Below are 20049 nucleotides of genomic sequence, written 5' to 3'. Positions count from 1 at the left end.
AATGGCTGGTGAAGCACCGGAACTAAGTGCGGAAGAACGGGCGGGCCGCCCCTTTCCGGTGTCGTGGGACCAGTTCCACCGGGATTGCCGGGCACTGACCTGGCGGCTCAACGAGGTTGGTCCGTTTCATGCGGTGATCGCGATCACCCGCGGCGGCCTGGTGCCGGCCGCGATCGTGGCGCGCGAGTTGGGTGTGCGCGTGATCGATACGGTCTGCATCGCCAGCTACGACCACGACAAGCAGGGCGACCTCAAAGTGCTGAAGGGCATCTCCGAAGACGTGATGAAGCTCGGCGGCGGCACCGGCAAGGGGCTCCTGATCGTCGACGATCTCGTCGACACCGGCAAGACCGGCAAGCTGGTGCGCGCGATGCTGCCCGACGCGCATTTCGCCACCGTCTACGCCAAGCCGAAGGGGCGTCCCCTGGTCGACACCTTCATCACGGAAGTCTCGCAGGACACCTGGATCTTCTTCCCCTGGGACACCGCGCTGTCCTATCACCCGCCGCTTCGCGACGGGGCGGCGTGATTATCGCCGCCATTGCGAGCGCAGCGAAGCAATCCAGAAATGTGTCCGCGGAAACAGTCTGGATTGCTTTGCTGCGCTCGCAATGACGGGCGGAGGCCGGCATGCCGCTGCAAAACCGCGTCACGCCGACCGGCGAGATCATCGCGACACCACATCGCGGGATGTTCACCGGCAACCGCGGCATCATCCATGACCCCGCAACGAAGACGCTGCTGAAGAAGCGCTGGTCGTCGCCGGCCTGGATCGTTTGCCTGTGTGAATTCCGCGGCTGGCGGCGGCCCGTGATGGCGCGGCGGAGCTGGACCGAGCTGTTCTTTCTCGACGAGGCCACGGCCTTTGCCGCAGGCCACCGTCCCTGCTTCTTCTGCCGCCGCGATGACGCCAAGCGCTTTCGCGTTGCGTGGGAGACGGGCAATGATGTAAGCAGCATCAGCGCCAAAGCGATGGATGCAGTGCTGCATCGGGAACGGCTCGATCGTGGCAAGAAGCGGCTGCACGCGCTGCCGATGCCGCTCGCGGAATTGCCCGACGGCGCGATGGTGCAACAGGGCGATGACTGCTTCCTCGTCGCGCAGCGCAAGGCGCTGCTGTGGTCACCCGCGGGCTACGTCCCGCATACGAGCGCCCTCGATCACCCGATGCTGTTGACGCCGCCTTCGACGCTGCGCGCGATCATCGCTGGATATCAGCTCCTACTGCATCCAAGCGCGCGCGGCTAGCGCATCGGCTTGCCGTCTTCATCCACCGTCGTCCGTGCATCGCGCAACGCCCATTCGCGGATCACCTGGCGGCACCGTGTCAGCTCGGCTTCGCTCGCAGCATTCGCATCCTTCGACGTACGCTCCACGACTGCTTTGCAATTGAGAAGCACGGAACGATCCTCTGCACGCGCAGGCAGCGCGAATGCTGCAAGCGCTGCAATGGTGAACGCCAGACGGATCACCGCCTTAACCCAGCTTCTCGCGGGCCAGCGCGGCACCGGCGCCGAGCGCCATCAGCTTGGCTTCGGCGATCTCGCGCCGCATCGGCGCCATGCCGCAATTGGTGGTGGCGATGATGTTGCTCTTGGGTACGAATTTCGACACCGCGTCGATCACCTGCACGACGTCCTCGGCGGTCTCGACCGTGTCGCTGGCGACGTCGATCACGCCGGCCTGCACGATCTTGCTCTTGAGCAGGGCAAGCAGGTCGAGCGGCACCTTCGAGTTGCGGCACTCGATCGCGACCTGCTGGATCGGGCTGGCGTCGATCGCGGGAAAGATCTGCTCGTATTGCCTCCATTGCGCGCCGAGCGTTTCCTTCCAGTCGGTGTTGGCCTTGATGCCGTAGCCGTAGCAGATGTGCACGGCGGTGGCGCAGGTCAGGCCCTGCGCGGCGCGCTCGAGCGCCTTGATGCCCCAGTCGTTGACCTCGTCCATGTAGACGTTGAAGGCGGGCTCGTCGAACTGCACGAGATCGACGCCGTCGGCCTGGAGCGCCTTGGCTTCCTCGTTCAGGAGTTCGGCGAATGCAAAGGCCATCTTGACGCGATCGCCATAGTAGCGATCGGCAATGGTGTCGATGATCGTCATCGGGCCGGGCAGGGTGAACTTGAGCTTCTTCTTGGTATGCGTCCGCGCAACGCGCGCCTCGTCTGCGTGGACGCGGCTCTTCAGCCGGAGCGGGGCCACGACCTGCGGCACCATCGCCTTGTAGCGATCCTTGCGGATGCCCATCTCGACCTTGTGGGCGAAGTCGATGCCCTCGATCTTCTCCAGGAAACCGTGGACGAAATGCTGCCGGGCCTGCTCGCCCTCGGTAACGATGTCGATGCCGGCGTCCTCCTGGACCTTGACGGCAAGCATCGTCGCATCGCGCTTGGCACGGACGAGCTCGTCGCCTTGCGACTTCCAGGGCGCCCAGAGCATGTTGGGTTCGGCGAGCCATTCCGGCTTCGGCAAGGAGCCGGCGATCGTGGTTGGAAACAGCATGGCGGCCCTCTCGGCGGGTTATGATTGCGCCCCTTCCTGCCATGTCTTAACGTCGAGGTACAGAACAACAAAAGTCGCCTGAAACCGGCGGCGCCGGACCGGAAACGCCATGATCGAATTCTTCTTCGACTGTTCCAGCCCCTGGACCTATCTTGCCTTCCACAACATCCAGCCGCTGGCCAGGGAGGTTGGCGTGGAGATCATCTGGCGGCCGATCCTGGTGGGCGGCATCTTCAATACGGTCAACCCAAGTGTCTATGCGCAGCGTGAGACACCGGTGCCGCTGAAGGCGCGCTACATGAAAAAGGATCTTTCCGACTGGTCCCGTTCGGCCGGTCTCGCGATCAAGATGCCGCCGACGGTGTTTCCGGTGAACAGCGTGAAAGCGATGCGCGGCTGCGTCTGGCTCGGACAGGAAACGGTGCCTTTCGCCACGGCGGTATTCGAGGCCTATTGGGGCGAGGACAAGGACATCTCGCAGGACGCAGTGCTCGCCGAGATCTGCAGGAAGGTCGGCGTCGACGAGCAGAAATTCTTCGCCGGCATTTCCGGGCAGGGGATCAAGGACCAGCTCAAGGCCAACACCGAAGAGGTCGTCGCCCGCGGCGGCTTTGGCTCGCCGACGATCTTCGTCGGCAAGACCGACATGTATTTCGGCAATGACCGCCTGCCGTTGATCCGCGAGGCGCTGCTGCGCGGCAAGGCGAGCGCGGCCTGATGGTGCGGGCTGTCGTCTGCCGCACGCTCGGCGCGCCCGAAGCGTTGCAGCTCGAAGAGTTTCCGTCGCGCGACCTGAAGCCGGGCGAAGTGCGCGTCGCGGTCCGTGCCGCGGGCCTGAATTTCCCCGACGTGCTGATGGCGGCCGGCGAATACCAGCTCAAGCCCGAGTTGCCGTTCACGCCGGGGATGGAGGCGGCCGGCGACGTGACCGAGGTCGGCGCAGAGGCGGGCGGTGTCGCCGTCGGCGACAAGGTCATCGTCAAGATGCGGCACGGCGCCTTCACGGATGAAGCGGTGGTGATCCCGTCGCAGCTCACGCCGATGCCATCGACGTTCGACTATGCGGAAGCTGCGACCTATCTCGCCGGGCACGGCACCGCCTATCACGCGCTGATCGATCGCGGCCGGGTTGCGCCGGGCGAGGTGCTGCTTGTGCATGGCGCCGGCGGCGGCGTGGGCCTTGCTGCCGTCGAGATCGGCAAGATGCTGGGGGCGACCGTGATCGCGACCGCGTCCAGCGACGAAAAGCTCGCAATCGCCAAGGCGCGCGGCGCCGATCATCTCGTGCGCTACGACCGCGAGCCGTTTCGTGATGCCGTCAAACGTATCACCGACGGTCGCGGTGCCGACGTGGTGTTCGATCCCGTTGGCGGCGAAGTGTTCGAGAGCTCGATGCGTTGCATCGCCTGGGGCGCGCGGCTGCTGGTGATCGGCTTCACCGGCGGCATCGGCTCGGCGAAAACCAATCTCTTGCTGATCAAGGGCGCCAGCGTGCTCGGCGTGCGCGCCGGTGAGGCGGTACGGAAAAATCCCGCGCTCGGCGAGGTGCGCCTGAAGGCGTTGCTCCAATGGGCGGAGGAGGGCAAGCTGCGCCCCAACGTCTCGCACCGCCTGCCGCTGGAGGACTATGCGAAGGCCATGCGGCTGCTGATCGATCGCAAGGCGATCGGGCGCGTGGCGTTGGTGATGCAGTGACCGTGCCGTAGGGTGGATTAGCCGAAGGCGTAATCCACCACCTCGGTGACCGCGGATCAGAAAGTGGTGGGTTACGCTTCGCTAACCCACCCTACGAAGCTACTTGTATTCCCGTTCCGTCCACCACGGGAAATAGTCCGGCATATCGCTCGATACCTTGTTCTTGAACTGCGCAGGGCGCTTTTCCAGGAACGACACAACGCCTTCCTTCACATCATCCGAGCGGCCGCGGGCGTAGATGCCGCGGCTGTCGACCTTGTGGGCTTCCATCGGATCGTCGGCGCCCATCATGCGCCACATCATCTGGCGGATCAGCGCCACCGACACCGGCGCCGTCTTCGCCGCAAATTCCTTGGCGAGCGCGCGGGCGGTGGGCAGCAGATCATCGGGAGCTACAACCTTGCTGACGAGACGACCGGCGAGGGCTTCCTGCGCCGGGAAGACGCGGCCGGAATAGCACCATTCCAGCGCCTGCGAGATGCCGACGATGCGCGGTAGGAACCAGCTCGAGGCGGCCTCCGGCACGACGCCGCGCTGGGAGAACACGAAGCCGAAGCGCGCGGCGTCGGATGCGATGCGGATGTCCATCGCGAGCTGCATCGTGACGCCGATGCCGACCGCGGGACCGTTCACCGCGGCAATCACCGGCTTCAGGCATTTGAAGATGCGCAGTGTCACCTGACCGCCGCCGTCGCGCACCTGGGAGTCGCTGTAGTCGACCTTGCCGTCGGCGAGGCGCTTCACCGGCCCGCGCCGTGCGTCGCGATCGAAGGTGTCGGCGCCCGACGAAAGGTCTGCGCCCGCGCAAAAACCTCGGCCGGCGCCTGTAACGATGATGGCGCGGACGTCGTCGTCCTTGTCGGCGGCGTCGAACGCGTCGATCAGCTCTCCCTGCATTTGCGCGTTGAAGGCGTTGAGCTTGTCGGGGCGGTTCAGCGTGATGGTCAGGATCTGCTCGGCGATCTCGTATTTGATCGTCTCATACGCCATGGTGGTTTCCTTCCCTCTCCTGAATTCCGTCTCAAAAAGACGTCATGCACGGACGCCAACGTCCGTCTTGCGCGGACTGGGCATGTGGTGGCCAAGCTCTACTTCGCCGGCGGGCCGGGCCAGGGCTTCTGCGGCCCGCGCAGGCTCTCAAAAGCCTTGGCCATGCCAAGCACGCCGATATCGTCGAAGCGGCGGCCGACGATCTGCACGCCGATGGGAAAACCCTTGGCGTCGAAGCCGCCGTTGATGGAGATCGCCGGATTCTCAGACATATTCCACGGTACGGTATAGGCGATGTGTTCGAACGGCTTCATGGGATCGTTGGTCGGCGAGGCCCACTCGGCCGGATAGTTCACGTTCGGCGCGGTCGGCGAGATCACATAGTCGAGCTCGCAGAACAGCTTTGATGCCGCTGCCCGGATGGCCATGGTCTGGTTGAAGCCACGGATGACATCGACGCCAGACAGTTTCGCGCCAGACTCGCCCCACTTGAAAATGTAGGGCAGCACCTTTGCCTGTTCGGCGGGCGTCAGCTTCGACAGATCGTCCCACATCCGCGCGCGCCAAAAGTTGTCGAGGCCGTCGAGCATCTCGCGCGTGAGGATGCCGTCAACTTCGGTGACGACCGCACCGGCGGACTCGAATGCCTTGGCCGCCTTCACCGCGACCTCGCGCACCGGTTTCTCCAGCGCCAGGCCAACGCCGGGATCGAGCATCAATCCGATGCGGAGTTTGCGCGGGGATTTCTCCAGCCCCTTCCAGTTGAGGGGCTCCGCGGGCAGGCTCGTGCCGTCGCGCCGGTCGGGTTTTGCGATCGCGCTCATCATCAGCGCGCAATCGTCGACGGTACGGGTCATGGGACCAGCGACGCGGCCGACATAGGCGGGATCGATCGGCACGCGGCCGAAGCTCGGCTTCAATCCGACGAGACCGCACCAGCCCGCGGGCAGGCGGACCGAGCCGCCGATATCGGTCCCGAGATGCAGCGGCCCATAGCCAGCCGCCGCAGCGGCGCCCGCGCCGGCGCTGGAGCCGCCGGGGTTCTTGGAGAGGTCCCAGGGATTGCGCGCGAGCGCATGGAAAGAGGACAGCCCCGAGGACAGCATGCCGTAGTCGGGCATGGTTGTCTTGGCGAAGATGATCGCACCGGCCTCGCGCAGCCGCGCGGCGGGTGGTGCGTCCTTTTCGGCCGGCACGAGCTTGACGCTCGCCGCGCCCAGCGGCACCGGCACGCCTTTGGTCGCGATGTTGTCCTTCACCGTCACCGGCACGCCGTCGAGCGCGCCGGAGGGCTCGCCTCCGGACCAGCGCGCGGTCGAGGCCTTCGCGGCCTCGCGCGCGCCGTCCGGATCGAATGCATAGAGCGCCTTGAGGTGCGGCTCCCAAGCTGCGACGTGCGCGAGCACGTCTTCCAGCACCTCGCTCGGCGAGAACTGCTTGGCGCGATAGCCCGCGATCAGATCGACCGCGGAGAGATCGTGCAGCGAGGTGACTTCCTCTTCGACGCTCTTTTTATGCATGGGCACCCACCGGCATACGGGTCTCGATGATCCGGGCGAACATGCTGGCACCGATCGGCAGGATCTTGTCGTCGAGCACGAAGCCGGGATTGTGCACGGGCACCGAGCCGTCGTGGCCGACCCAGAAATAGGCGCCGGGAATGGTTTGCAGCATGTCGGCAAAATCCTCGCTGCCCATCTTCGGCTGGGCACGGGTAATCACCTTGGAAGGATCGACGACGGTGCGCGCAACGTCTTCGACCACCTTGGACTGCTCGACCTGGTTGACCAGCACATCGAAGGTGTCGCGGATGTCGACGTCGATCGCGCACTGATAGGCGCTCGCGATGCCGGCGCAGATCGTGCGGATGCGTTCGCTGATCAGGGTGCGGACTTCTTTCGAGAAAGTGCGGATGGTGCCGCAAAGATGCGCGTCGCCGGGGATGACGTTGTACGCCGAACCGGCATGAATCTGCGTGATCGAGACCACTGCGGCCTGCAGCGGCTCGACATTGCGGCTGACGATGGTCTGGATCGCCTGCGCCAGCGTGGTCGCGATGATCACGGCGTCCTTGGAGCGCTCCGGCATCGCGCCATGCGCGCCGTAGCCGGTGATGCGGAGATCGAAGAAGTCGGCGCTGGCCATCGCGGGGCCGGGCAGGATCGCGATCTCGCCGTGGTTGAGGTCGGGCGCGTTGTGCAGGCCGTAGAGCTCGTCGCAGGGAAATTTCTCGAACAGCCCGTCCTTGATCATCGCGCGGGCGCCGCCGAGGCCTTCCTCGGCCGGCTGGAAGATCAGGTGCACTGTGCCGTCGAAATTCTTGGTTTCGGCGAGGTAGCGCGCGGTGCCGAGCAGCATGGTGGTGTGGCCGTCATGGCCACAGCCGTGGAAGCGGCCGGGGATTTTCGAACTCCATTTTAGATTGGTGTTCTCCTCCATTGGCAGCGCGTCCATGTCGGCACGAAGCCCGATACGCTTGCCGCTCGAACCCTTGCCTTTGATGACGCCGATCACGCCGGTGCCGCCGAGACCACGATGCACCTCGATGCCCCAGCTCTTCAGCTTGTCCGCGACGATGCCGGAGGTGCGCACTTCCTCGAAGCCGATTTCCGGATGGGCGTGCAGGTCGCGCCTGATAGCAGTGAGTTCGTCGGCATAGCCGTCGATGCGCTCGATTGTGGGCATGTGTTCTGTCCAGTTAGCGTGAGGAAGGAGTGAAAACCGGGCCGTTCGGCTTGATGCGGATGCCCGGCCGCAGGCGCGTCCACGGCAGCGTAGCCGTGTCCGCGGGCATCGCGCCGGGGGCAGCGCGGATCATCAGCTTTTCCGCGATCGGCTCGAAATCGGCGCGGAAATGCACCGAGCTCTTGTTGACCAAAATCTTCTCTTCGGTCGGCTCGATGCCGACATAGCGATACGGCCTTGGCCGATTCCGGATCATAGATCGCGCCGGTCGCGGCGCTGGCCTTGTTGCGGACCAGCGCGCGCAGCATGCCGGTGGTGTCGGAACCGCCGCCCGCGCCGGGATTGTCCTGGGTGTCGGCGATGATGATCGGCTTGCTTGCGCCCTTCGAGAGTTCCATCGCGTGGCGCACGCCGTCGTCGGGTGACCAGATCTTGCCGTCGAAATCGTCCTCGTGGCTTTCGATCAGCTTCACGATCGCATCCGCCGTGCGGTCGGCATCGGCTTGCGTCTTGCCATAGGCGAACACGCTCGGCCCGCAATCGCGGAAGTCGGCGGCGGGGAAGCCGGGCGCGAAGGACAGCGTCGGAACCGCGTCGCTCTCCAGCGCCGCAAGCTTTTCATAGATGCCCTTGGTGGGCTGATCGTTGGTGCATTGCCAGCTGATCGGGATCAAGAACGGCAATTGCCGGAAGGCCTTTGCGAAACGCTGCTTTGTCTTCAGAAGCAATGTGAGATGTTGCGCGCAGGCGCGGCCGGTCTCGGCCATGTCGACATGGGGATAGGTGCGGTAGGCGATCAGCGCGTCCGCATGCTCCATCATCTCGGGCGTGACGTTGGCGTGCAGGTCGAGGCTCGCGACAAGCGGAATGTCCTTGCCGATGACGCGGCGCACGCGCGCGAGAATCTCGCCTTCGCCGTCGTCGAGATGTTCCGTGACCATCGCGCCGTGCAGATCGAGATAGACGGCGTCGATCGGGCCGGCGGCTGCAATGCCATCAACCATGACCTTCACGATGCGCTCGAAGGCATCCCGGGTGACATGCGCTGAGGGGCTCGCGCCGCAGGCAATCGTCGGAACGAGTTCCCAGCCGTGGGTCTCGGCCCTGTCGACGAAACCGGCGAGGCCGACATTGATTCGGCGCATCACCTTCAGCACGTCGGGACCTTGCGTCATCGCCGGCCAGCCGCCGCCGTGCTGGAAGTCCGCGAAGGTCGCCTTCGTCGGAGCGAAGGTGTTGGTCTCGTGCAGGAAGCCGCCGACGGCGATACGTATCATCAACTCAAGCCCAGCAATTGAAAGTGCGCGACGTTAGCCCTGTGCTTGCGGCGAGAGCAAGCCGGGAAGCAATCGCGCCATGCATAGGGTCAGATCGTTTTGGGAATGCTGCGGATGGGGTGTTAGTTGGAGCCAAAGACGTCACCAAGTTCTCGGGGTCGTCCCGGCGAAGGCCGGGACCCATAACCCCAGGGAGCAGTTTGGCGAAGATTGGATGTTTGGGATAAGCGCCACACGCGATAGATAGATCACGCGGTATGGGTCCCGGCCTTCGCCGGGACGACGCCGGAGCATGCTGCTATGCCGTGGCCGCCACGCCCTCCGACACCGGCCGGAAGTTCGCAAAATCCCAGCCGCGGCCCGGCGCTGCCTCGAGCAGGGCTCTGGTGTACGCCTCCTTCGGATGCGTCAGCACTTCGGCGGCCGGGCCCTGCTCGACGACGCGGCCGTGCTGCATCACCACGACCTCGTCGCAGATCTGCGCTGCGACGCGCAGATCGTGAGTGATGAACAGGATGGCGATGCCGAGCCGCTTCTGGATCTCGTCGAACAGTTCCAGCACCTGCGCCTGCACGGAGACGTCGAGGGCGGAGACCGCCTCGTCCGCGACCAGCACGTCGGGATCGAGCGCGAGCGCGCGGGCGATCGCAATGCGCTGACGCTGGCCGCCGGAGAACTGGTGTGGATAGCGCCCGACCGCATCGGCGGGCAGGCCGACCAGCTCGAGCAACTCGCGGGCACGCTTCATTGCGTCGGCATGCGACATGCCGTAATTGATCGGGCCTTCCGCGATGCTTTCGCCGACGGTGACACGCGGGTTGAGCGAGCGGTAGGGGTCCTGGAACACGATCTGGATCTTCTTCCGATGCGGCTGCAACAGCCGCCGCGAGATGTCCGAGATCTCGCGGCCGGAAAGGCGCACGCCGCCGGAGGTCGGGTCGATCAGGCGGACGATGCAGCGCGCCACGGTCGATTTGCCCGAGCCGCTCTCGCCGACGATGCCGAGCGTACGGCCCTTGCGCAGCGTCAGCGTGACCTTGTCGGCGGCGACGACTTCGCGGCCTTTACCGAAGAACGCGCGCTCGCGGTAGACCTTCCCAAGCTCGTTGGCTTCCAGCACCACCGGTTCCTTGGTCTCAGGCCGCGCCGCGCGCGGCACCAGGCTCGGCACTGCGGAGAGCAGGTTGCGGGTGTACTCCATGGTCGGATTGCGCAGGATGGAATCCAGCGTTCCGGTCTCGACCAATCGGCCCTGCCGCATCACCGCAACGCGGTCGGCGATTTCGGCGACCACGCCCATGTCGTGGGTGATGAACAGCACGGCGGTGCCGTGATCGCGCTGGAGGTCGCGGATCAGGGTCAAAATCTGCTTCTGCGTTGTGACGTCGAGCGCGGTGGTCGGTTCGTCCGCAATGAGCAGCTTCGGTTCGAGCACGAGTGCCATCGCGATCATGATGCGCTGGCGCTGACCGCCGGAGAGTCGGTGAGGGTAGGAGGCGAAGATGCGCTCGACCTGGGGCAGGCGCACCTGCTCCATCATGTCGAGGATGCGCTTCTTGCGCGCCTTCGCATCGAGTTTGGTGTGCGCGCGCAGGACTTCGTCGATCTGGCGGCCGACCGGCATCACCGGATTGAGTGCCGTCATCGGCTCCTGGAAGATCATCGCCATCCGGGTCGCGCGGAGTTGCCGCAGGCGGCGGTCGGTCGCGGTGAGAATCTCCTCGCCGACCAGCTTGACGCTGCCGCCGGTCGGAATCAGCGTGCCCTTCGGCAGCAGACCCATCGTGGTCAGCGAGGTCACCGACTTGCCCGAGCCGCTTTCGCCGACGAGGCACAGCGTCTCGCGCTCGTGCACCTGGATCAAGATGCCGTCGATGATGTTTGCGGCATTCGGCTTCTTGCCGACGGAGACGACGAGGTTGTTGATGTCGAGGATCGGGCTGGTCATCACTTGATCGGTCATCATTTGCCTTCCCGCTGCTTCATGCGCGGATCGAGTGCGTCGCGGGCGGCGTCGCCGATCAAATTGATGCTGAGGATGGCGATCGAGAGCAGCAGGCCCGGCCAGAAGATCAGCGTCGGCTTGAGCTGGAAGTACTGACGGCCCTCGGCCATGATGTTGCCCCAGGTCGGCGTTTCCGGCGAGATGCCGGCGCCGAGGAAGGAGAGGATGGCCTCGGTGAGGATCGCGGACGCGCAGACGTAACTGCCCTGGACGATCAGCGGTGCGATCGTGTTCGGCATCAAATGCCGCCACATGATCTTCGGCAGGGATGAGCCGACCGAGATCGCCGCTTCAACATAGGGCTCTTCGCGCGCCGATAGCACGACCGAACGCACCAGGCGTGCCACGCGCGGAACTTCGGGGATCGTAATCGCGATCAGCACGGTCCAGAGGCTGGCGCCGGACAGCGACACCACGGCGATTGCCAGCAGGATGCTCGGCATCGCCATCAGGCCGTCCATGATTCGCATCATGACGGAATCGACCAGCTTGAAGAAGCCGGAGACCAGGCCGATCGCCAACCCAATGACGATCGACATGATCGCTGAGCCGATGCCGATCAGAAGCGAGATGCGTCCGCCATACATGACGCGCGACAGCAGGTCGCGGCCATAGGCGTCGGTGCCGAGCAGGAATTGCGCGGAAGAGGGCTTCAGTCGCTGCGAGGGCGCAAGCTGGATCGGATCATACGGCGCGATCAACGGCGCCAGGATCGAAATCAGCACGACCAACGCCAGGCAGATGGTCGCTGCCGCGATGATCGGCGTCGAGGTCAGGAATCCGAGGCGCGGCCGCAGCGGCGACGTGATCGGGATGGACGACTGGGGAAGGGTATCGACCGACATTCTTGTTGTTATCCTTAGCCCTAGTACCGGATCCGGGGATCGAGCAGCGTGTAGGCGACATCGATCAGGAGATTGACGACGACATAGATCAGCGACGTCAGCAGGATCATCGCCTGGATCACCGGATAGTCGCGTGCCAGCACCGCATCCACCGTAAGGCGCCCGATGCCGGGGATGTTGAACACGCTCTCGGTGACGACCACGCCGGAGATCAAAAGCGCAAAGCCGGTACCGATCACCGTGATCACGGGCACCGCGGCGTTGCGTAGCGCATGACGCATCATCACGGCGACTTCGTTGATGCCTTTCGCACGCGCGGTGCGGACGTAGTCCTCGCCGAGCACGTCGAGCATCGCCGCGCGCGTCATGCGCGCGATCAATGCGATGTAGATAAAGGACAGCGCGCAGGTGGGCAGGATGATGCGCTCGAAGAACGGCCCAAAACCGTTCGAGATGCTGCGGAAGCCCTGCACAGGCACCCAGCGCAGGTCGATCGCGAAGACCTCGATCAGGACATAGCCGACCACGAACACCGGCACCGAGAAGCCGAGCACCGACAGGCCCATCACGAAGCGATCGATCCAGGTGCCGTGCTTCCACGCCGCGATCACGCCCAGGGGAACAGCGACGATGACGGCGAGGATGATGGTCGACAGCGCGATCGAGATCGACGGCTCGACCCGCTGGCCGATCATCTTCATCACCGGAAGGTTGGAGATGAGTGACGTTCCGAGATCGCCATGCAGCAGCTTGTTCAGCCACGTGATGAACTGCACGATCAGCGGCTCGTTGAGACCGAGCGAGGTGCGGATCCGCTCGAGCCGCTCCGGCGTGGCGTTGTCGCCGGCAAGAATGGCGGCGGGATCGCCCGGGGTGAGGCGGAGCAGGAGGAAGACGAACAGCGCCACCACGCCCATCACAGGCACGGCGGCGAGAATTCGGCGAAGGAGATATCCGAGCAAGTTGGATCCCGTCAGATTAGAGTCAAATCAGAGACAGCGGCTGGAGCCTGGGGTTCTGCCATCAGCCTAACATTTCAGCAATTCCCATGCCATCCGGGCCACGGTTTTTGCAGTGCGGTCACCTGGTTTTGGTGACCTGGCCCGGTTTGGGTGACGTGGCTTGCCCCATTACTCGAGAGTCGCGAGCAGCCCCGCCATGAGCCGGCCGCGTTCGGCTAGACTTTCGACCTCGATATACTCTTCGAGCGTGTGGCCGTTGCCGCCACGCACGCCCAGGCCGTCGAGAGTCGGGATGCCCATTGCGCCGGTGAAATTGCCGTCGGAGCCGCCGCCGGCGCTCGCATGCGGCAGTTCCGCGCCGAGCGACCTGGCGATCCCGCGCGCCTTTTCATAAAGCGCCATGGTGCCGGCATCGGGCTCCCAGACCGGACGTGTCACGCCGCGCGTCACCTTGAAGGTGACGTCATTGGTTGTCCCGGAGAGCGCCAGCATCCTCTCGACGCCACGATCGAGGTCGGCTTGGCGCTTTGCCATCGAAAGCGCTTCGCCGGTGGCGGTCGTGGCAACGCAATTGACCCATTGCCCCCCGTGCACGACGCCGACCGAAAACGTGCAGTCCTCGCCCGTCATCGCGTCGATGGCGAGGATTTGCCGCGCCATCTCGCGAATCGCCGAGCGGCCCGCCGACAAGGTCGCGCCGGCGTGGCTGGGCCTGCCGGTCGCCTCGAGATTGAACCGCGCGATGGCGTAACGTCCGGTGGTGACGCCGTTGTCAGCGCGGCCGGGCTCGGGCACCAGCACATATTTGTTGCGCGCGGCTTCCGCCTCGATGATGTCGCGCGTCGAGGGGGTGCCGACTTCCTCGTCGGGCGTGAACAGCACGGTGATCGGCAGCGGCGTCGTGAACGAGGCGCGGGCCAGTTGGCGGATCGCTTCCAGCGAAAGATAATTGCCGCCCTTCATATCGTAGATGCCGGGTCCGTAGCACTTGCTGCCCTCGCGCCGCCATTTCAGCTTCTCGATGGTGCCCGTGGGGTGGACGGTATCCATATGTCCGGCAATCAGGATGCCGGGCTCGCCTTGCTTCGGATGCGGAAAGCGTGCCCGGATCACGCCGCCAAAACCCTGGCGACCGGCGATGCGCTCGATCGTCGCACCCATGATCGCCATCTCCCGCGCCGCGATATCGAGCATGCGGTTCACGGCGCTGGCGTCCCAGGTCGGGCTTTCGCATTCCACCCAGCCGCGCAGGCCCTGGAGCATCGCTTCGGAATCGAAAGGAAGATTGGCTGGATTCATCTCAATGTCTCTCGGGCTTCGGAACATGGAACGCGGATTGCATTGCCGTGGAGCAGGACAGGCGGAGAGCGTTGTAGAGCCAAACCGATCCTTGTGGAGCCCGTGCGCGCGCCGCTTGGGCTTGCAGCGAAACCGGATTGACGCGCTCGGCACTGTCTGCAAGTCTCGAAAGATAAAGGCATTGCATGAGGTTAGTTCGCCTAAAGAACGAACCGGATGCTCAATCGATAACCTGCCTTTGAACAGTTTCACGTCAGGAGAACTTTTTATGTTTAAGTTGATGCGCCGGGGGCCTCGCGCGTTCGCCTCCAAACTTGCGCTGTCGGTCGTCGCGCTTTCGACCGCACTGGCCTCGCCGGTGCTTGCGGCCGGCAAGACCATCACGGCGGTGATGCATTCGGATCTGCGCATCATCGATCCGATCTTCACCACGGCCTACATCACGCGCGACCATGGCTACATGATCTACGACACGCTGGTGGCGCCCGATTCGAACTTCAAGATCCAGCCGCAGATGGCGGACTGGAAGATCTCCGACGACAAGCTCACCTACACGTTCACGCTACGCGACGGCCTGAAGTGGCATGACGGTGCGCCGGTGACGGCGGAGGACTGCGTTGCCTCACTCAAGCGCTGGGCCGCAGTCGACGGCATGGGGCAGAAACTGCTCGACTTCACTGCGAGCATCGAAGCGACCGATGCCAAGACCATCACGCTGAAGCTGAAGGAGCCCTACGGCCTCGTGCTCGACTCGATCGGCAAGCCGTCCTCCCGCGTTGCCTTCATGATGCCGAAGCGCCTCGCCGAGACGCCGCCGGACAAGCAGATCCCCGAGCAGATCGGCTCGGGTCCTTTCAAGTTCGTGCAGTCGGAATTCCAGCCGGGCGTGAAGGCGGTCTACGTCAAGAACACCGACTACATGCCGCGCAAGGAGCCGTCGAGCTGGACCTCCGGCGGCAAGGTGGTGAAGGTCGACCGCGTCGAGTGGATCACCATGCCGGACTCGCAGACCGCGGTGAACGCGTTGCAGTCGGGCGACATCGACTTCATGGAAAATCTGCCCTACGACATGCTGCCGTTGCTTGAGGCGAACAAGGAAATCACCATCGAGGTCTCCAACAAGTTCGGTTTCCAGACGCTCGGCCGGATGAACTTCCTTCATCCCCCGTTCGATAATGTCAAAGTGCGCCGTGCTGCCTTTCTGGCGATAAACCAGAAGGACGTTCTCGACGCGCTCGTCGGCAACGCCAAATATCAGAAGATTTGTGGTGCCTTCTTCGTGTGCGATACGCCGTTCGCGACCGAAGTCGGCGGGGAGACGCTGGTGAAGGGCAACGGCATGGCCGAAGCCAAGAAGGCGCTCGCCGAGTCCGGCTATGACGGCACCCCGATCGTGATCATGGCCCCCGGCGATGTCACCACGCTGAAGGCGCAGCCGATCGTTGCGGCTCAGTTGCTGCGTGAGGCAGGCTTCAAAGTCGACCTGCAAGCGACCGATTGGCAGACGGTGGTGAGCCGCCGCGCCAGCCAGAAGCCTCCGAAGGAGGGCGGCTGGAACATGTTCTTCACGAACTGGGTCGCAGCCGACGTCTCCAACCCGATCGCCAATCTCTCGATCGGCGGCCAGGGCAAGAAGGGCTGGTTCGGCTGGGCCGAGAACGCCAAGATCGAAAAGCTCAAGGACGACTTCGTTCGCGCCGCCTCGCTCGACGATCAGAAGAAGATCGCTGCTGACATCCAGAAGGAAGCCTATGAGCAGGTGATCTACATCCCGCTGGGGCAGTATCTCCTGCCGAGCGGCTGGCGCAAATCGCTGACCGGCGTGCTCGACGGTCCCGCGACCCCGTTGTTCTGGAACGTCGACAAGTCGGAGTAGCGCAAAGGCTCCTGGTCTGAAAAGAGAAACGGCGCCGTGGATCTCTCCACGGCGTCGTTTCCATGAGGCGGTACTGGCTCGACCTCTTCTAGCAGTGGCTGTCACGCAGCTGCTCGAGCCCTTCACCTGCGAACGGCAGGCTTCTGTCCGGCTGCTGCTCAGAAACCGGTTGCCGCGGGGCGGGCCGCTCGATCTCGCGCGCGGGCTGATCGAATCTGCTCTCTTGTTCCATCTCGCCTTCCTCTCGAATGTTGCGGTACAACATCGAGAGCGCCGCCAAGTTCCTCAGCCGATGGCGCGATGATGCGGCTTGAACAGCCGTCCCCTCTCCACCACCAGCACGATCGCGAGCGCGGCGAGTGACGACACGAAGAAGCCGACCGAGAACGGCAGCAGCGTGCCGTCGAAGCTTTGTCCGATCGCCATGCCGACGGCGATGCCGATCAGCGTGGTGATCGAGCCGTAGAGCGAGGACGCAGTGCCGGCGATGTGGCCCTGCGGCTCCATGGCGAGTGCGGTGAAGTTGGCAACCATCATGCCGAACGAGAACATCATGAGTGCCGAGAGCACCATGAACAGGGGAAGCGGCAACGCGCCGAGGCTTTCGGTCAGCAGCATCACGCCCGCCACCGCGGTGTAGAGTGTCAGCGCGCCGTGCGAGATCACGCGCATGCCGAGGGTCCCGACGAATCTTGCATTGAGGAAGCCGGCAATGGCGGTGCCGGCCGCGATCGCGGCGAAGGCGAGCGGAAAATAATGGCCGAGATGATAGATGCCGACAAAAACTTGCTGAGCCGAAAACACGTAGGCGAACAGCGCGCCCATGACGCTACCGGCGGCGAGCGCGTAGCCGAGGGTTTGGCGATGGGTCACGGTCTGCCAATAGGCCGTGAGCACGTCGGCCGGCGCAAGTGACCTGCGTTCGCTCTCAGGCAAGGTCTCCGGAAGCCGCAGCACGGACCATGCAAGCGCGAGCAGACCGTAGAGCATCAGCACGACGAAGATGCCGCGCCATTGCGTCACCAGCAGCACCGCCTGTCCGAACGAGGGGGCGATCACGGGCACGGCGATGAAAATCATCATCGCAAGCGACATCACGCTCGCCATGCGGCGGCCGACGTAACAGTCGCGCACGATCGAGGTCGCGATCACGCGCGTGGCCGAGGTGCCGAAGCCCTGCAGTGCGCGTGCCAGCAGCAGCGTTTCGAACGACGGCGCGGCAATCGCCAGCACGCTCGCCACCGCATAGACCGCCATCCCGCCAAGCAGCACCGGGCGGCGGCCGAAGCGATCCGACAGCGGACCCATGACGAACTGCCCCGCGCCAAAGCCGATCAGGAAGGTCGACAGCACCAGCTGAAGATGGTTGGCGACGGGGATATTGAAGGCCGACCCGATATTGGGCAGCGCCGGGAGCATCATATCCATCGCAAGCGGATTCAGCGCCATGATTGACGCGATCACGATAACGAATTCGGGGAAACCCATCGGTCGGTGTCCCGAGGACACCCAATCGTCGGCATTGACGTCGGACAAGAAGCTCACCTCTGATTTGAGGGACTTGTCTACCTCCAATGCTGCGTTGCACAAGCGATGTTTCGGGATGGCTGGCAGGCGGTGCAGGAGCAGGCAGAATTGATGAGGGATCAACGCTCGCGGCCGCGTCGTTCGGTGGGATCATCCGCGCAGCTCTCGTGGTGCGGGCAGCCGGAATCGAACCGGCACAGTGCTTGCGCACCGAGGGATTTTAAGTCCCTTGCGTCTACCAATTCCGCCATGCCCGCTTGATCCAACGAGATCAGTCACTTAAGTCCCTTACCGGCGGTCTGGAATTGGCGTTTGCAGGCCGGAGGGGCGGTACTTCCTTAGGCGAGCAGGCGGCACAAGGCAAAGCCTCAATCCGGACATCTGTTGTTGCTTTAGGCATTCTCAATCGACGGGGACTATTCATCCGACATGGCTGCTTTGATCCAATATCGCCTGCGTACATGCTGCGTGGCCGTCGCGCTGCTCGCGGCCGGCTTCGTGCTGTCCGGCTGCGCAGGCATGAGCGAGACCGTCGCTCCGGCATTTGCCGATCCCGCCAGGTACGAATTGTACGATTGCAAGCAGCTCGAGGGCGAGCGCAAGTCGCTCGCCAACCGAACCGGTGATTTGCAGAGACTGATGGACAAGGCACAGACCGGCGCGGGCGGCGCCGTCGTGTCGGAGCTTGCTTATCGCAACGAATACATCGCGGTACGCGGGCAGGCGCAGATGGCCGATGACGCTTGGCGCCGCAACAAGTGCCGGGAAACGCCGCCCGAGGCGACGCCGGCCGCCGCGCCGGCAGCCAATCCTGGCCCGATCAAGCCTGGCCCGAAATCGACACGAGCAGTGCGCTGAAACCAGCGCCTCGCATCAGGGCCGCCAACCGTAGATCCAGTCCTGTCGTGCCAGCATGCGTTCCGGGCCGAGCGCGCGGACCGCAAGATCGCGTGCGTAGGCCAGCGGCCCAGTGAAATGATAGATGCGGCCCTGCTGCCGCGCGGTCCGCTGCACCCGCCGCACGCGCGCCTGACGCATACGGCCGTATTGTTTCAGCGCAGCTGTGATGCCCGCGGTGCTCTCGGCGATCTCAAGACTCAAATGCTGCGCGAGCACCGCGGCGTCCTCGATCGCCATGCCGGCGCCCTGGGCTGCAAACGGCAGCATCGCATGCGCGGCGTCGCCGAGCAGCGCGACCGGCCCTTTGCTCCAGGGGCAGTCGTCAGGCACGCCGAACAGCGCCCATTTCCGCCAGCTATCGACCGTGGCGAGCATCATGCGCGCCGCTGGCGGCCAGCCCGGCGCGGCGAAGGCGTCCATCACCTCGCGGGGATCGCCGGGCGTGCTCCAGCCCGGTCTGTTCCAGGTGCCCGGCAGCACCGCGACCACGTTGATCTGGCGTCCGCCCGCGATCGGGTAGGCGACGAGATGGGCATTCGGGCCCATCCAGAGCTGGACCCGGCGCGCGGTGTAGTCCTTCGGCAGTTGCGTCGCATCGAGCGTGCCGCGCCAGGCGATCAGCCCGGAAAAGCGCGGCTGCACCTCGGGAAACAGATGCTGGCGCACCGTCGACCAGATGCCGTCGGCGCCGATCAGCGCACTGGCGAGATCGCTGCGCCGGATCGTGCCGCTGCGATGGACGACCGTCAGCCCCTTGGCGTGAGGCGCGACGTCTTCGAAGGTCGCACCAAGTTTCAGGTCGATATCGGGATGGTCGGAGACTGCGCCAGCGAGGGCGGATTGCAAATCGGCGCGGTGCACCACCCAATAGGGGGCGCCGGCGCGCGCGGCGGCGGCTTCTCCCAGCGGCATGCGCAATAGCTCGCCGCCGGCCCGCGCGCTCATGATCGAGACCGCCTCCGGGATCACGGCGCGCAGCTTGAGGCGCTCGGTGAGGCCGAGCTCGACCAGCACGCGGCTGGCATTGGGAGAGAGTTGCAGACCGGCGCCGACTTCCTCGAGCCGCTCGGCCTTTTCCAGTACCACGATGCGGAAGCCGCGGGCCGCGAGCGCAAGCGCAGCCGTCAGTCCACCTATGCCGGCACCGGCGATGACAATCGTTCGGGAGAGCGCCACCCCTGGCCGATGGAAGCGGTCAGGCCACCTTGTCCTTCAGGACGCATTCCGGCGGACGGGCTTCGCCCGCCTTCAGGTCGGCGGCGAAACGGTACAGCGTCGAGCAGTAGGGGCAGATGATCTCGTTGTCATTGCCGAGGTCGAGGAAGACGTGCGGATGATCGAACGGAGGGTTGGCGCCCACGCACATGAACTCTTGCGAGCCGATCTCGATGACGGGGACACCGGCATCGTTGTGGAAGTGCGGGACGACATGGTCGGACATCGTACTCATCCTGGAGTGGCAATGGCGGCAGACACAATCACGACTGAC

At 64.5% G+C, this 20049-nt stretch carries 19 protein-coding genes, 1 tRNA gene and 1 pseudogene; 6 read left to right on the top strand and 15 right to left on the bottom strand.

All coding sequences use genetic code 11. From position 1 onward, the window contains the following. Position 1: 1 nt before the first annotated feature. On the top strand, positions 2–529 hold the full coding sequence (gene gpt, locus ABIB66_RS17355) for a xanthine phosphoribosyltransferase (RefSeq protein ID WP_007602504.1): 528 nt from the start codon (positions 2–4) through the stop codon (positions 527–529). 101 nt (positions 530–630) lie between these two features. Beyond that, entirely contained in the window at positions 631–1248 is a 618-nt protein-coding gene (locus ABIB66_RS17350) for a hypothetical protein (protein WP_354208573.1), read from the top strand. Here ABIB66_RS17350 and ABIB66_RS17345 read toward each other — a convergent pair. After that, positions 1245–1400, bottom strand: coding sequence for a hypothetical protein (locus tag ABIB66_RS17345; RefSeq protein ID WP_354237398.1), 156 nt, complete (start codon positions 1398–1400; stop codon positions 1245–1247). The two genes, ABIB66_RS17350 and ABIB66_RS17345, sit on opposite strands and share 4 nt — an antisense overlap. Positions 1401–1476: 76 nt before the next feature. Then, a complete protein-coding gene (locus ABIB66_RS17340) occupies positions 1477–2499 on the bottom strand; it encodes a methionine synthase (protein WP_354255070.1) in 1023 nt (340 codons plus the stop codon). A 109-nt stretch (positions 2500–2608) separates the two neighbouring features. Between ABIB66_RS17340 and ABIB66_RS17335 the strand changes: the two genes are divergently transcribed. Next, positions 2609–3217 carry a 2-hydroxychromene-2-carboxylate isomerase gene (locus tag ABIB66_RS17335; RefSeq protein ID WP_354208576.1) on the top strand — a complete coding sequence of 203 codons (609 nt, stop codon included), beginning with the start codon at positions 2609–2611 and terminating at the stop codon, positions 3215–3217. Then, a complete protein-coding gene (locus tag ABIB66_RS17330; protein ID WP_354208577.1) occupies positions 3217–4194 on the top strand; it encodes an NADPH:quinone oxidoreductase family protein in 978 nt (325 codons plus the stop codon). The genes ABIB66_RS17335 and ABIB66_RS17330 overlap by 1 nt, the downstream gene beginning before the upstream one ends. Positions 4195–4293: 99 nt before the next feature. On the opposite strand, the gene ABIB66_RS17325 is transcribed toward ABIB66_RS17330, so the two are convergent. The 8 genes and pseudogenes from ABIB66_RS17325 to ABIB66_RS17290 form a co-directional block, all read right to left on the bottom strand. Next, positions 4294–5184 (bottom strand): crotonase/enoyl-CoA hydratase family protein, encoded by an 891-nt coding sequence (locus ABIB66_RS17325; RefSeq protein ID WP_354255069.1) that lies wholly within the window; start codon positions 5182–5184, stop codon positions 4294–4296. Positions 5185–5282: 98 nt separating this feature from the next. Continuing rightward, positions 5283–6704 carry an amidase gene (locus tag ABIB66_RS17320; RefSeq protein WP_354208579.1) on the bottom strand — a complete coding sequence of 474 codons (1422 nt, stop codon included), beginning with the start codon at positions 6702–6704 and terminating at the stop codon, positions 5283–5285. Beyond that, the gene (locus tag ABIB66_RS17315; RefSeq protein WP_354208580.1) at positions 6697–7869 is read right to left on the bottom strand and encodes a M20 aminoacylase family protein; all 1173 of its coding nucleotides are present in this window, start codon (positions 7867–7869) and stop codon (positions 6697–6699) included. Before ABIB66_RS17315 ends, ABIB66_RS17320 begins: the two co-directional genes overlap by 8 nt. Positions 7870–7882: 13 nt before the next feature. Next, positions 7883–9146 (bottom strand): annotated as a pseudogene (locus ABIB66_RS17310) (M81 family metallopeptidase). A 298-nt stretch (positions 9147–9444) separates the two neighbouring features. After that, complete coding sequence (locus tag ABIB66_RS17305) at positions 9445–11094, bottom strand: ABC transporter ATP-binding protein (protein WP_354255083.1); 1650 nt, start codon at positions 11092–11094, stop codon at positions 9445–9447. A gap of 14 nt (positions 11095–11108) precedes the next feature. Continuing rightward, a complete protein-coding gene (locus tag ABIB66_RS17300; RefSeq protein WP_247497687.1) occupies positions 11109–11996 on the bottom strand; it encodes an ABC transporter permease in 888 nt (295 codons plus the stop codon). A 20-nt stretch (positions 11997–12016) separates the two neighbouring features. Further along, the gene (locus ABIB66_RS17295) at positions 12017–12958 is read right to left on the bottom strand and encodes an ABC transporter permease (protein WP_275170173.1); all 942 of its coding nucleotides are present in this window, start codon (positions 12956–12958) and stop codon (positions 12017–12019) included. 168 nt (positions 12959–13126) lie between these two features. Then, entirely contained in the window at positions 13127–14257 is a 1131-nt protein-coding gene (locus ABIB66_RS17290; protein ID WP_354208582.1) for a M20/M25/M40 family metallo-hydrolase, read from the bottom strand. Positions 14258–14525: 268 nt separating this feature from the next. Here ABIB66_RS17290 and ABIB66_RS17285 point away from each other — a divergent pair, with 268 nt between their 5' ends. Then, on the top strand, positions 14526–16133 hold the full coding sequence (locus ABIB66_RS17285) for an ABC transporter substrate-binding protein (protein WP_354058451.1): 1608 nt from the start codon (positions 14526–14528) through the stop codon (positions 16131–16133). 88 nt (positions 16134–16221) lie between these two features. Here the strand turns inward: ABIB66_RS17285 and ABIB66_RS17280 are convergent, their stop codons facing one another. From ABIB66_RS17280 to ABIB66_RS17270, 3 genes are all read right to left on the bottom strand, one after another. Further along, positions 16222–16398 (bottom strand): hypothetical protein, encoded by a 177-nt coding sequence (locus tag ABIB66_RS17280; protein WP_354208583.1) that lies wholly within the window; start codon positions 16396–16398, stop codon positions 16222–16224. Positions 16399–16418: 20 nt separating this feature from the next. Further along, a complete protein-coding gene (locus ABIB66_RS17275) occupies positions 16419–17669 on the bottom strand; it encodes a multidrug effflux MFS transporter (RefSeq protein ID WP_354208584.1) in 1251 nt (416 codons plus the stop codon). Positions 17670–17828: 159 nt separating this feature from the next. Continuing rightward, positions 17829–17917: transfer RNA gene (locus ABIB66_RS17270), tRNA-Leu, on the bottom strand. A 172-nt stretch (positions 17918–18089) separates the two neighbouring features. Between ABIB66_RS17270 and ABIB66_RS17265 the strand changes: the two genes are divergently transcribed. Further along, positions 18090–18518 (top strand): twin-arginine translocation pathway signal, encoded by a 429-nt coding sequence (locus tag ABIB66_RS17265; RefSeq protein ID WP_354255068.1) that lies wholly within the window; start codon positions 18090–18092, stop codon positions 18516–18518. A gap of 15 nt (positions 18519–18533) precedes the next feature. On the opposite strand, the gene ABIB66_RS17260 is transcribed toward ABIB66_RS17265, so the two are convergent. Both ABIB66_RS17260 and ABIB66_RS17255 read right to left on the bottom strand, forming a co-directional pair. Next, positions 18534–19736, bottom strand: coding sequence for an FAD-dependent monooxygenase (locus ABIB66_RS17260; RefSeq protein ID WP_354255067.1), 1203 nt, complete (start codon positions 19734–19736; stop codon positions 18534–18536). A gap of 19 nt (positions 19737–19755) precedes the next feature. Then, positions 19756–20001: a zinc-finger domain-containing protein gene (locus tag ABIB66_RS17255; protein ID WP_007602543.1), complete on the bottom strand. Its 246-nt coding sequence runs from the start codon at positions 19999–20001 to the stop codon at positions 19756–19758. Positions 20002–20049: the final 48 nt, after the last annotated feature.

The organism is Bradyrhizobium sp. F1.13.3 (assembly GCF_040548265.1).
Lineage (GTDB): Bacteria > Pseudomonadota > Alphaproteobacteria > Rhizobiales > Xanthobacteraceae > Bradyrhizobium.
The sequence above is the reverse complement of the archived record's forward strand: the minus strand, read 5'-3'. Positions and strand labels throughout refer to the sequence as shown.

What these genes read in the sequence shown, in the direction of transcription:
- ABIB66_RS17305 (WP_354255083.1), bottom strand. Translation starts at nt 11,094, where the DNA reads ATGACCAGCCCGATCCTCGACATCAACAACCTCGTCGTCTCCGTCGGC.
- ABIB66_RS17300 (WP_247497687.1), bottom strand. Translation starts at nt 11,996, where the DNA reads ATGTCGGTCGATACCCTTCCCCAGTCGTCCATCCCGATCACGTCGCCG.
- ABIB66_RS17340 (WP_354255070.1), bottom strand. Translation starts at nt 2,499, where the DNA reads ATGCTGTTTCCAACCACGATCGCCGGCTCCTTGCCGAAGCCGGAATGG.
- ABIB66_RS17265 (WP_354255068.1), top strand. Translation starts at nt 18,090, where the DNA reads ATGGCTGCTTTGATCCAATATCGCCTGCGTACATGCTGCGTGGCCGTC.
- ABIB66_RS17255 (WP_007602543.1), bottom strand. Translation starts at nt 20,001, where the DNA reads ATGTCCGACCATGTCGTCCCGCACTTCCACAACGATGCCGGTGTCCCC.
- ABIB66_RS17285 (WP_354058451.1), top strand. Translation starts at nt 14,526, where the DNA reads ATGTTTAAGTTGATGCGCCGGGGGCCTCGCGCGTTCGCCTCCAAACTT.
- ABIB66_RS17325 (WP_354255069.1), bottom strand. Translation starts at nt 5,184, where the DNA reads ATGGCGTATGAGACGATCAAATACGAGATCGCCGAGCAGATCCTGACC.
- ABIB66_RS17290 (WP_354208582.1), bottom strand. Translation starts at nt 14,257, where the DNA reads ATGAATCCAGCCAATCTTCCTTTCGATTCCGAAGCGATGCTCCAGGGC.
- ABIB66_RS17335 (WP_354208576.1), top strand. Translation starts at nt 2,609, where the DNA reads ATGATCGAATTCTTCTTCGACTGTTCCAGCCCCTGGACCTATCTTGCC.
- ABIB66_RS17330 (WP_354208577.1), top strand. Translation starts at nt 3,217, where the DNA reads ATGGTGCGGGCTGTCGTCTGCCGCACGCTCGGCGCGCCCGAAGCGTTG.
- gpt (WP_007602504.1), top strand. Translation starts at nt 2, where the DNA reads ATGGCTGGTGAAGCACCGGAACTAAGTGCGGAAGAACGGGCGGGCCGC.
- ABIB66_RS17320 (WP_354208579.1), bottom strand. Translation starts at nt 6,704, where the DNA reads ATGCATAAAAAGAGCGTCGAAGAGGAAGTCACCTCGCTGCACGATCTC.
- ABIB66_RS17280 (WP_354208583.1), bottom strand. Translation starts at nt 16,398, where the DNA reads ATGTTGTACCGCAACATTCGAGAGGAAGGCGAGATGGAACAAGAGAGC.
- ABIB66_RS17315 (WP_354208580.1), bottom strand. Translation starts at nt 7,869, where the DNA reads ATGCCCACAATCGAGCGCATCGACGGCTATGCCGACGAACTCACTGCT.
- ABIB66_RS17350 (WP_354208573.1), top strand. Translation starts at nt 631, where the DNA reads ATGCCGCTGCAAAACCGCGTCACGCCGACCGGCGAGATCATCGCGACA.